At 39.9% G+C, this 12,816-nt stretch carries 5 protein-coding genes and 1 pseudogene; 5 read left to right on the forward strand and 1 reads right to left on the reverse strand.

Annotation, left to right across the window (positions count from 1 at the left end):
* Positions 1-49: 49 nt before the first annotated feature.
* The 4 genes from rplL (at position 50) to ABXZ32_RS15455 (ending at position 9,048) form a co-directional block, all read left to right on the forward strand.
* Complete coding sequence (gene rplL / locus ABXZ32_RS15440) at positions 50-427, forward strand: 50S ribosomal protein L7/L12 (RefSeq protein ID WP_354619585.1); 378 nt, start codon at positions 50-52, stop codon at positions 425-427.
* Positions 428-560: 133 nt separating this feature from the next.
* On the forward strand, positions 561-4,370 hold the full coding sequence (rpoB, locus tag ABXZ32_RS15445) for a DNA-directed RNA polymerase subunit beta (protein WP_354619586.1): 3,810 nt from the start codon (positions 561-563) through the stop codon (positions 4,368-4,370).
* Positions 4,371-4,431: 61 nt separating this feature from the next.
* On the forward strand, positions 4,432-8,730 hold the full coding sequence (gene rpoC, locus ABXZ32_RS15450) for a DNA-directed RNA polymerase subunit beta' (RefSeq protein WP_354619587.1): 4,299 nt from the start codon (positions 4,432-4,434) through the stop codon (positions 8,728-8,730).
* A 6-nt stretch (positions 8,731-8,736) separates the two neighbouring features.
* Positions 8,737-9,048, forward strand: a complete 312-nt coding sequence (locus tag ABXZ32_RS15455) for a DUF3467 domain-containing protein (RefSeq protein ID WP_354619588.1) — start codon at positions 8,737-8,739, stop codon at positions 9,046-9,048.
* 59 nt (positions 9,049-9,107) lie between these two features.
* Here ABXZ32_RS15455 and ABXZ32_RS15460 read toward each other — a convergent pair whose 3' ends face one another.
* Positions 9,108-10,697: a peptide chain release factor 3 gene (locus ABXZ32_RS15460; RefSeq protein ID WP_354619589.1), complete on the reverse strand. Its 1,590-nt coding sequence runs from the start codon at positions 10,695-10,697 to the stop codon at positions 9,108-9,110.
* A gap of 393 nt (positions 10,698-11,090) precedes the next feature.
* Here ABXZ32_RS15460 and ABXZ32_RS15465 point away from each other — a divergent pair.
* Positions 11,091-12,816: pseudogene (locus ABXZ32_RS15465) on the forward strand (gliding motility-associated C-terminal domain-containing protein); the annotation flags it as partial.

Consider the following 12,816-nt stretch of genomic DNA (forward strand, 5'->3'; position numbering starts at 1 on the left):
TACGCACTAAAAACAATTATATTTTAAAATTTTATTAAACGATAGAAAAATGGCAGATTTAAAAGATTTCGCAGAACAATTGGTTAACTTGACTGTAAAGGAAGTAAATGAGTTAGCTGCAATATTGAAAGATGAATATGGTATTGAGCCTGCTGCTGCTGCAGTAGCTGTTGCCGCTGGTGGAGCCGCTGAAGGTGGTGAAGCTGCAGAAGAGAAAACTGAATTCGATGTAATATTGAAAGCAGCTGGTGCTTCTAAATTGGCAGTAGTTAAATTGGTTAAGGAATTAACTGGTTTAGGTTTGAAAGAAGCTAAAGATATCGTTGATAGCGCACCAAAAGCTATCAAAGAAGGTATCTCTAAAGATGAGGCTGAAGGAATTCTAAAATCATTGGAAGAAGCAGGAGCAGAAGTTGAGCTTAAATAATAGCGACAACCATACTATTTTGGTTTAGGTCTTTCCACCCTTTAGGTGGCTAGACCTAAACCCTTTTATATATGTTGTATATAAGGACATATACTACCCATTTTAGTATTCACAATCAAAATTTTGTCCATTGATGTTTACAAAACAAACTGAAAGAATAAGTTTCGCATCCGCTAAGAACATACCGGACTACCCGGATTTCTTGGACATTCAGATTAAATCCTTTCAAGATTTCTTTCAACTTGAAACTAAATCTGATGAAAGGGGCAACGAAGGCTTGTACAACACCTTCATGGAAAACTTTCCAATCACTGACACAAGAAACCAATTTGTTTTAGAGTTTCTCGACTATTTTATTGATCCACCAAGATATTCCATTCAGGAATGTATTGAGCGTGGGTTAACCTATAGCGTACCTCTTAAAGCAAGGTTGAAGTTATACTGTACCGATCCAGAACACGAGGATTTTGAAACAATCGTACAGGATGTTTATTTGGGTACAATTCCATACATGACACCTAGTGGTACCTTCGTTATCAACGGGGCCGAGCGTGTTGTAGTATCTCAATTACACCGTTCTCCTGGAGTGTTCTTTGGACAGTCTTTCCACGCAAATGGTACAAAATTATATTCTGCTAGGGTAATTCCATTCAAGGGATCTTGGATAGAATTCGCTACAGATATCAATGGCGTTATGTACGCTTACATTGATAGAAAGAAAAAATTACCGGTAACTACTCTTTTCAGAGCCATTGGTTTTGAAAGGGATAAGGATATTTTGGAAATATTCGACCTTTCGGAAGAAGTAAAGGTTTCCAATACCGGACTTAAGAAAGTATTGGGTCGTAAGTTAGCGGCCAGAGTTTTGAACACATGGCATGAAGATTTCGTGGATGAGGATACTGGTGAAGTAGTATCTATCGAAAGAAACGAAATTATATTAGATCGTGATACTATTCTTGAAAAAGATCATATCAACGAAATTATAGAGGCCGACGTGAAAACTATTCTTTTGCACAAAGAGAATAACGCACAGTCAGACTACGCTATCATTCATAATACCTTGCAGAAGGATCCTACAAACTCTGAAAAAGAGGCTGTAGAACATATTTATCGTCAACTGCGTAATGCAGAACCGCCCGATGAAGAAACTGCACGTGGTATTATCGACAAATTATTCTTTTCAGATCAACGTTACAACTTAGGTGAAGTAGGACGTTACAGAATGAATAAAAAATTAGGGTTGGATATTGGAATGGACAAGCAGGTCTTGACCAAAGAAGATATCATTACCATAATTAAATATTTGATCGAATTGATCAACTCTAAAGCAGAGATTGATGATATTGATCACCTTTCAAACAGACGTGTAAGAACTGTTGGAGAACAATTATCGCAACAATTCGGTGTTGGTCTTTCCCGTATGGCAAGAACAATCCGTGAGCGTATGAACGTTCGTGACAATGAGGTGTTTACACCTATTGATTTGATCAACGCAAAGACGTTGTCTTCTGTGATCAACTCATTCTTTGGAACAAATCAGTTGTCTCAGTTCATGGACCAAACAAATCCATTGGCAGAGATCACGCACAAGAGAAGATTATCGGCACTAGGACCAGGTGGACTTTCGAGAGAAAGAGCTGGTTTTGAGGTTCGAGATGTTCACTATACGCATTACGGAAGACTTTGTCCAATTGAAACTCCAGAGGGACCAAACATTGGTTTGATTTCATCCTTGGCGGTATTCTCTAAGGTAAACCCTATGGGATTCTTGGAAACTCCTTACCGTAAAGTTGAAAATGGAAAGGTAAATACAAAGGAATTCGGTTATTTAAGTGCTGAAGAAGAAGAAGGAATGAAAATAGCCCAGGCTAACATTCCTTTGAAAGAAGATGGTACTATAGATATAGAAAAAGTAATTGTTAGGGAAGAAGGGGATTTCCCAGTTGTTGATCCGGGTGAAGTTAATTACACGGATGTAGCGCCTAACCAAATTGCGTCAATATCAGCTTCATTGATTCCATTCTTGGAACATGATGATGCAAACCGTGCCCTGATGGGATCAAACATGATGCGTCAGGCCGTACCATTATTGAAACCAGAATCTCCGATTGTTGGAACAGGATTGGAGCGTCAAGTAGCTTCAGACTCTAGGGTATTGATCAATGCGGAAGGAGATGGTGTTATAGAATATGTTGATGCCAAGAAAATAACCATTAAGTACGATAGGACAGACGCAGAACGTTCAGTAAGTTTTGAAGAGGATTCCAAGACGTATGAATTGGTGAAGTTTAGAAAGACCAACCAAGGAACAAGTATCAACCTTAAACCAATCGTAATAAAAGGCGATAGGGTTAAGAAAGGACAGGTTCTTTGTGAGGGCTATGCAACAGAAAGTGGAGAGCTTGCTTTAGGTAGAAACCTTAAAGTGGCCTTTATGCCATGGAAAGGGTACAACTTTGAGGATGCGATCGTAATTTCTGAAAAGGTAGTACGTGAAGATATCTTTACCTCTATCCATATAGATGAGTATTCATTGGAAGTAAGGGATACCAAATTGGGAGCTGAAGAGTTGACCAATGATATTCCAAACGTTTCAGAAGAGGCCACTAAGGATCTGGATGAGCACGGTATGATCCGTATTGGTGCAGAAGTTAAGCCTGGTGACATCTTAATTGGTAAGATTACTCCTAAAGGGGAATCTGATCCTACACCTGAAGAAAAACTATTGCGCGCCATCTTTGGAGATAAGGCTGGCGATGTAAAAGATGCTTCCTTAAAAGCTTCACCATCATTAAGAGGTGTGGTTATCGATAAGAAATTGTTCTCTCGTTCTATCAAAGATAAGCGCAAGCGTTCTGAAGATAAAGAGGCCATTTCTAAATTGGAGTTGGAATACGAAGTGAAATTCGAACAACTTAAGGATGTATTGGTAGAGAAATTGTTCGTGTTGATCAATGGTAAGACGTCACAAGGGGTATTGAACGATCTTGGGGAAGAAGTACTTCCAAAAGGTAAGAAATATACCATGAAGATGTTGAACTCTGTTGATGATTTCGCTCACTTGGTGGGAGGAAGCTGGACAACCGATAAGGATACCAACACATTGGTTGCTGATCTTTTGCACAACTATAAGATTAAATTAAACGATCTTCAGGGTAACTTGAGGAGGGACAAGTTTACGATCTCTGTAGGTGATGAATTGCCTGCAGGTATCATGAAATTGGCCAAAGTTTATATTGCTAAAAAACGTAAGCTAAAGGTTGGTGATAAAATGGCGGGTCGTCACGGTAACAAAGGTATTGTTGCCCGTATCGTTCGTCATGAGGATATGCCGTTCCTGGAGGATGGAACACCTGTGGATATCGTATTGAATCCACTTGGGGTACCTTCTCGTATGAACATCGGACAGATCTATGAAACGGTTCTTGGATGGGCAGGTCTTAAATTGGGCAAGAAATATGCTACGCCAATTTTTGATGGGGCTACCATAGACCAGATCAATGAATTTACAGATGAGGCCGGAATTCCGAGATTTGGACATACTTACCTTTATGATGGTGGAACTGGACAGCGTTTTGATCAACCAGCAACTGTTGGGGTGATCTATATGTTGAAACTAGGACACATGGTAGATGATAAAATGCATGCCAGATCTATAGGACCATACTCCTTGATCACGCAACAACCATTAGGTGGTAAAGCACAATTTGGTGGTCAGCGTTTTGGAGAGATGGAAGTTTGGGCACTGGAAGCATATGGTGCGTCTGCAACCCTAAGAGAAATATTGACAGTAAAATCTGATGATGTTATCGGAAGGGCCAAGACTTACGAGGCCATTGTAAAAGGAGAAACAATGCCAGAACCTGGTTTACCAGAATCTTTCAATGTATTGATGCACGAACTTAAGGGATTAGGTTTGGACATTAGATTGGAGGAATAAGATAATAGGTCTTGAACACTATTTGTAATATACATATTTAATTTACTATCACCATATTGTTATGGCTAGACTAAAAGATAATAACACAATAAAAAGGTTCGATAAAATTTCAATCGGATTGGCATCTCCAGAATCTATTTTGGCGGAGTCAAGAGGGGAAGTTTTAAAGCCTGAAACTATTAACTATAGAACGCACAAACCTGAGCGTGACGGTCTTTTTTGTGAGCGTATTTTTGGTCCTGTAAAGGATTACGAATGTGCTTGTGGAAAATATAAGAGAATTCGTTACCGTGGTATTGTTTGTGACCGTTGTGGGGTAGAGGTTACAGAAAAGAAAGTACGTAGGGACAGAGTAGGGCACATCAACTTGGTGGTTCCCGTAGCTCACATCTGGTACTTCCGTTCTTTGCCGAATAAAATAGGATACCTTCTGGGATTACCTTCCAAGAAATTGGACATGATCATCTATTATGAGCGTTATGTGGTTATCCAACCAGGTATTGCAAAGGGTCCTGATGGGGAAGAGATTCAGAAAATGGATTTCTTGACTGAAGAGGAGTATCTGAACATCTTGGAATCCATTCCGGTGGAGAACCAATACTTGGAAGATACAGATCCAAACAAGTTTATTGCTAAAATGGGAGCTGAATGTTTGATCGATATCTTATCTAGAATCGATTTGGACCAACTTTCCTATGAACTTAGGCATAAGGCAAATACAGAAACTTCCAAGCAACGTAAGACAGAAGCTCTTAAACGTTTGCAGGTAGTTGAGTCTTTGCGTGATTCGCAGAAGAACAGGCAGAATAGACCTGAGTGGATGATTATGAAAGTAATCCCTGTAATTCCACCAGAACTTAGACCATTGGTTCCATTGGATGGTGGTCGTTTTGCGACGTCCGACTTGAATGACCTTTACAGAAGGGTAATCATCAGAAACAACCGTTTGAAAAGATTGGTTGAGATCAAAGCTCCTGAAGTAATCTTAAGGAACGAGAAGCGTATGCTTCAAGAATCAGTGGATTCCTTGTTCGATAACACCCGTAAGGCATCAGCCGTTAAAACGGAATCGAACAGACCATTGAAATCTCTTTCTGATTCATTGAAAGGTAAGCAAGGTCGTTTCCGTCAAAACCTTTTGGGTAAACGTGTGGATTATTCCGCTCGTTCGGTAATCGTTGTTGGACCTGAAATGAAATTGTTCGAATGTGGTCTACCAAAAGATATGGCCGCAGAACTTTACAAGCCGTTCGTTATTCGTAAGTTGATCGAAAGAGGTATTGTAAAAACTGTTAAATCAGCGAAGAAAATTATAGATAAGAAGGAACCAGTAGTTTGGGACATTCTTGAAAACGTATTAAAAGGTCATCCTGTACTATTGAACAGGGCCCCTACATTACACCGTTTAGGTATACAAGCGTTCCAGCCAAAACTTATTGAAGGAAAGGCTATCCGTTTACACCCATTGGTATGTACGGCATTTAACGCGGATTTCGATGGGGATCAAATGGCAGTACATTTGCCTTTGGGACCAGAAGCTATTTTGGAAGCACAATTATTAATGTTGGCTTCCCACAACATATTGAACCCAGCAAACGGTTCACCTATTACAGTACCATCACAGGATATGGTCTTGGGTCTTTACTATATGACCAAAGAGAAAAAAACCATGGGCGATGTTATCGTTAAAGGTGAGGGAATTACGTTCTATTCGGATGAGGAAGTGGTTATCGCTTTCAACGAAGGTAGGGTAGAACTTAATGCAGGTATCAAGGTAAGAACGAAAGATTTTAATGAAGCGGGAGAACTTGTTTACCAAATTATACCAACAACTGTAGGTAGGGTATTGTTCAACATGGTAGTGCCAGAACAGGCAGGTTATGTGAACGAAGTATTGAACAAAAAATCATTACGTGATATTATTGGTAACATATTAAGTGTGACCGATGTACCTACCACAGCTGATTTCTTGGATAAAATTAAGACCATGGGGTATGAATTCGCTTTCAAAGGTGGATTGTCCTTTAGTCTTGGTGATATTATTATCCCACCAGAGAAGCATGAAATGATTGCCGATGCCAACGAACAAGTTGATGGTATTATGGCAAACTATAACATGGGTCTTATTACCAACAACGAACGTTACAATCAGGTGATTGATGTTTGGACTTCTACGAATGCGATGTTGACCGAATTGGCAATGAAGCGTATCCGTGAAGACAAACAAGGATTTAACTCTGTGTACATGATGTTGGATTCTGGAGCAAGGGGTTCCAAGGAACAGATTCGTCAGTTGACCGGTATGCGTGGATTGATGGCCAAGCCTAAAAAATCTACTGCTGGTGGTGGTGAAATTATTGAAAACCCGATCCTTTCCAACTTTAAGGAAGGTCTTTCCATCTTGGAGTACTTTATTTCTACCCACGGTGCACGTAAAGGTCTTGCGGATACCGCTTTGAAAACTGCGGATGCAGGGTACCTAACCCGTCGTTTGGTGGATGTATCGCAAGATGTGATCATCAACACTGAAGATTGTGGAACGTTACGTGGAATTGAGGTTGAGGCCTTGAAGAAAAACGAAGAAATCGTTGAAAGTCTTGGAGAAAGAATCTTAGGTAGGGTTGCCTTACACGATGTGATCAATCCTTTGACAGAAGAAATTTTGTTAAGAGCAGGACAAGAGATATTGGAGGCAGACGTGAGAAGAATCGAAGCTTCTCCTATAGATAAGGTAGAAGTGAGATCGGCATTGACCTGTGAGGCCCAAAAAGGTATCTGTGGTAAATGTTACGGTAGAAACCTCTCAACCAATAAAATGGTACAAAGAGGTGAAGCTGTAGGTGTTGTTGCTGCCCAGTCCATTGGAGAGCCTGGAACACAGTTGACTTTGCGTACATTCCACGTGGGAGGTATTGCAGGTAACATTTCTGAAGACAGTAAATTAGAAGCAAGATTCGGTGGTATAGCCGAGATCGAAGATCTAAGAACTGTAACAGGAACAGATGGTGAAGGAAAAGCAGTGGAAACTGTAATATCCAGAACATCTGAGATAAAAGTTGTAGATGCCAAAACAGGAATTACACTAAGTACAAATAACATTCCTTACGGATCGCAATTGTTCATCAAGAACGGTGCTAAGGTTGAAAAAGGAGAGCTTATTTGTCAGTGGGATCCATATAACGGTGTAATTGTTTCTGAATTCCCAGGTAAGATTGCTTATGAAAATATCGAACAAGGTATTACTTACCAAGTAGAAATAGATGAGCAAACTGGATTCCAGGAAAAAGTAATCTCTGAATCAAGAAACAAGAAATTGATACCAACATTATTGATTAAAAACAATAATGACGAAGTATTGCGTTCTTACAACCTACCGGTTGGATCACACATTATGGTGGACAACGGTGATAAGATCAGTGAGGGTAAAATCTTGGTGAAAATTCCACGTAAATCTGCTAAGTCAGGGGATATTACTGGTGGTCTTCCAAGGGTAACCGAATTGTTCGAAGCACGTAACCCATCTAACCCAGCGGTAGTTTCTGAAATTGATGGTGTTGTTTCTTTTGGAAAAATTAAAAGAGGTAACCGTGAGATTATCATAGAATCAAAATTGGGAGAGATCAAGAAATACTTGGTAAAACTTTCCAACCAGATTCTGGTACAAGAGAACGATTATGTACGCGCAGGAATGCCGTTATCAGACGGTTCTATTACTCCAGAGGATATCTTGGCCATTAAAGGACCATCTGCAGTACAGCAGTACTTGGTTAATGAGGTGCAAGAAGTATATCGTCTTCAAGGGGTGAAGATCAACGACAAACATTTTGAGGTTGTTGTTCGTCAGATGATGCGTAAAGTACGTATTCAGGATCCAGGTGATACCATATTCTTAGAGAACCAATTGGCTCATAAAGACGATTTCATTTTAGAAAATGATGAGATCTTCGGTAAGAAGGTAGTTCTGGAAGATGGAGATTCTGAAAACTTAAAACCAGGTCAGATCATTACTGCGCGTGAGCTAAGGGATGAAAACTCACTTCTTAGAAGAGGGGATAAGAACTTAGTAACGGCCAGAGATGCGGTTGCGGCTACGGCTACACCAATCTTACAGGGTATTACAAGAGCCTCGTTACAGACAAAATCATTCATATCGGCTGCTTCCTTCCAGGAAACAACTAAGGTATTGAACGAAGCGGCTGTTGCAGGTAAAGTTGATACTTTGGAAGGCTTGAAAGAAAATGTAATTGTAGGACATAAGATTCCAGCAGGTACAGGTATGAGGGATTATGATAACATCATCGTGGGTTCTAAAGAAGAATTCGATGAGATCATGGCTCGTAAGGAAGAGTTCAAGTTTTAATTGATTATGGACGATAACAATCAAAACCAAAAGCAGATCAATATAGAGTTAGATGAAAAAACGGCCGAGGGGGTTTACTCCAACTTGGCCATCATCAACCACTCCGTATCAGAATTTGTTGTTGATTTTATCAGCTTAATGCCTGGAGCACCTAAGGCCAAAGTGAAGAGTAGGATTGTACTTACTCCACAGCACGCCAAAAAGTTTCTGAAAGCATTGAATGATAATGTTCAGCGTTTTGAAAAGGCCCATGGTACAATTAAGGATTATGAACAGCCACCTATACCGATGAACTTCGGTCCAACAGGAGAAGCATAAATAAAAACCCCATGATGAAAATCATGGGGTTTTTTTATAGTTGTATTTTAAGGAATTAATTAATCAAATTCCGAAGTGAAATGCAGCTTCACTGAAGGGTATTTCTGTTGAGTCATTTGGAGTGAAAATTGGGAATCTGCCAAAAAGACCAATTGATTTCGTTTGTCCTTGGCCAGAAATTTTTGTTTTACCCTTTTAAATTCCTTGAACTCCTCATTGTTCTTGTCTGCTGGCTCTACCCAGCAAGCTTTATAAACCGGGAAATTTTCATAGGTACATTTGGCACCATATTCATGTTCTAAACGGTATTGGATCACTTCAAATTGAAGCGCGCCAACGGTTCCTATCACCTTTCTGTTGTTTATTTCTAGAGTAAATAACTGTGCTACCCCTTCGTCCATCAATTGATCAATCCCTTTGTTCAGCTGTTTTGCTTTCATTGGATCTGCATTATTGATGTATCTGAAGTGTTCTGGGGAAAAACTAGGTATCCCTTTGTAGTGTAGCTCTTCTCCTTCGGTTAAGGTATCTCCAATTTTAAAGTTGCCCGTATCGTGAAGTCCCACAATATCCCCTGGATAAGAAATATCCACTATTTCCTTCTTTTCGGCAAAGAAGGCATTGGGACTGGAAAATTTAAGGTTTTTGCCATGTCTTACGTGTAGGTACGGTTTGTTTCTTTCAAAAGTTCCAGAAACAATTTTTATAAATGCAAGACGGTCCCTATGCTTTGGATCCATGTTGGCATGGATTTTAAACACAAAACCGGTAAAATCCTTTTCGTTGGCTTTAACCAAACGTTCCTCAGCCATTTTAGGCCTCGGTGTTGGCGCGATATCAATAAAACAGTCCAAGAGTTCTCGAACCCCAAAATTGTTTAATGCAGAGCCAAAAAACACGGGCTGTTGGGTTCCTTTAAGATATTCTTCCTTATTAAATGGAGGATAGACCCCATGCACCAATTCCAGGTTCTCCCTTAACTCGGTGGCTGCTTTGGAGCCAATTATTTTTTCCAGCTCTGGGCTGTTCAGATCATCAAAGGCAATGGTTTCCTCAATATTTTTTTTGCTTTCACCACTGAACAGGTTAATGTTCTTCTCGTAAATGTTATATATTCCCTTAAAGTCATAACCCATCCCAATTGGAAAGCTCAATGGTGAGACTTTTAGGCCTAGTTTTTGTTCCACTTCATCCAAAAGATCAAAGGCATCCTTTCCCTCTCTGTCCATCTTGTTAATGAAAACGAGCATAGGAATATTTCGCATCCTACAAACTTCCACTAGTTTTTCGGTTTGCTCTTCAACACCTTTGGCGACATCTATCACAACAATAACGCTGTCTACAGCTGTTAGGGTTCTAAAAGTGTCCTCAGCAAAATCCTTGTGTCCGGGAGTATCGAGGATATTTATTTTCTTGTCTCTATAGATAAACGCTAAAACCGAGGTAGCAACAGAAATACCACGCTGCTTTTCAATTTCCATGAAATCACTGGTGGCTGTTTTTTTTATTTTATTGTTTTTTACGGCCCCGGCCTCCTGGATAGCACCCCCGAAAAGCAGTAATTTCTCGGTTAAGGTTGTTTTTCCGGCATCGGGGTGGGAGATGATCCCAAAAGTCCTTCTCCTCAATATTTCCTTGTCAAAACTCATTCGTAAAATTTTTGCAAAAATAAGTCAAATAAATCGCTTCTGCCGAAGAACGAAAAGGAATTTATAATTTGGGGTATATACTTGATTATTAGCATTTAGAATTTTTCAGACGTAATTTTATTTTTTGAGAAAGGCAGATTATTTTCGATCAACTGTATTTTAAGACGTCCAATGAATTAAAAAGATCGTATGTATGTGGTGTCGAGATAGAGGAAATTTACGCTTCAACGAGTATTATTGTCGTAGATGGATAATTCGTGGTGATTCTGAAAGAAACAATTTGTTCCTGGAAAATTTAGATTTATCTTGCACTATATTATAAGAATGCCCTAACTTCTTACAATAGCCAACCTTCCCGCCATGGTGCTTAGTAAATTAAAATTACTGACACGTATGGATGACTTTACTTTTTTAAATATAAAGAGGAAAAGAACAAATTCGCTAAGATTCTTAGCGCTTTTTTTGTTATTCTTTTCTGTTTCTTCGTTTTATAATATTTCTTCAATAGCCATGACATTGGACACTGATAAAGACGGTGTTTCCAATGAATATGATATCGATGATGATGGCGATGGTATAATAGATACCAATGAGGATGCCAATTTGGATATGGATAATAATCCTGCCACTAACCCAACAGATACTGACAATGATGGTATTCCTAATTATTTGGATCTCGATTCCGATAATGATGGAATCCTGGATAATGTTGAAGCTCAAAATTTCAAAAATTACATAGCTCCCAGTGGAAATGATAACAATGGTAATGGCCTAGACGATGCTTATGAAGGAAATACTGCAGGAATAATTCCAATTGATACAGATAAGGATAGTGTTCCTGATTATTTGGACATAGATTCTGATAATGACGGAATTAAAGATTCCAATGAATCCAGTACTCTGAGCACCGATTTTAATTGTGAAACTATTCCCAATCTAAATTTTAGTGCTGCACCAATTCTATTGGAGGGAAGTCCACTTATGGTAGGTGCGGTTTATCGTATTCCAGGCATTACAAATGAGCTTGATGCCCTAATCACAATTGAAGATATACAGAACGGCCGAATAGATGTATTGGACCAGAATGCCATTGATCCACAGTTTTTTAAACCAGAAATTCAATTTGATTTTACTTCCAACCAGAGAAGGCCATTTGTAGATTTAAGAATAAGTATAGTTAACAAGGGTACTACCACTCCTGTAGTATTAAATGAGCTAATTGGTAATTTCTTGGATGTTGACGGAAATGAAAAATACCAAGAATACAATCGCTTCGATACTCCCGCATCATATACCTTCGAGGAGAATACAGAAGTATCTGTGAATAACGCTTCTGGTGGATTGTTGATTAATGGAGGTATGCAAGAATATTCCGGTATTTCCAACGTCAATCCCACAGTTAATGTAGCTGTAGAATTTGTAAACATTTCATCTTTTGTTTTTCGATTTGGTGTGCAAACTCAGGTTACCGATAATTTTCAAACAATAGTACGTCAATCAGGGATTCAATTTTCTTGTCTTGATAATTTTGTGAACCCACAAACTATAAGCTTTAATACCGATGTTGATACAGATGGAGATGGAACACCAGATCGTCTAGATATTGATAGCGATAATGACGGTATCCCTGATAACGTGGAAGCACAGACCACTTCCGGTTATTTGGCCCCTAGCGGTTTGGATGATGACAACGACGGTTTGGACAACGCCTATGAGGGCAATGGTGACCAAGGTCTGACCCCGGTGGATACGGATAGCGACAATACACCTGACTACCTTGACCTGGACAGTGACAACGACCTGGTGCCTGACAACAACGAGGGGAACGACTTCAATTTTGACGGGATCCCAGACCAGACCTTTACGGGCATTGACACGGACGGTGACGGTCTTGACGATGGCTATGAGGGCAGTGACGTGAACGACGGCTTCGACGTGAACGACGAGATCGATGATCCGGCGAACGACCTTCCCGACACGGACGGCGATGCCAGCACCGATGGTGACGTAAACTACAGGGACCTGGACGATGACGGTGACAATATTGATACCCCGGACGAGGATGCCAATAATGATGGCGATCCCACCAATGACGATACGGACAGTGACGGAACCCCGG

The organism is Sediminicola luteus (assembly GCF_040566555.1).
In the GTDB taxonomy this organism is placed as follows: domain Bacteria; phylum Bacteroidota; class Bacteroidia; order Flavobacteriales; family Flavobacteriaceae; genus Sediminicola.

Excerpts from the sequence above, each read along its gene's own strand:
- rplL (WP_354619585.1), top strand. The coding sequence starts at position 50 with ATGGCAGATTTAAAAGATTTCGCAGAACAATTGGTTAACTTGACTGTA.
- rpoB (WP_354619586.1), top strand. The coding sequence starts at position 561 with ATGTTTACAAAACAAACTGAAAGAATAAGTTTCGCATCCGCTAAGAAC.
- rpoC (WP_354619587.1), top strand. The coding sequence starts at position 4,432 with ATGGCTAGACTAAAAGATAATAACACAATAAAAAGGTTCGATAAAATT.
- ABXZ32_RS15455 (WP_354619588.1), top strand. The coding sequence starts at position 8,737 with ATGGACGATAACAATCAAAACCAAAAGCAGATCAATATAGAGTTAGAT.
- ABXZ32_RS15460 (WP_354619589.1), bottom strand. The coding sequence starts at position 10,697 with ATGAGTTTTGACAAGGAAATATTGAGGAGAAGGACTTTTGGGATCATC.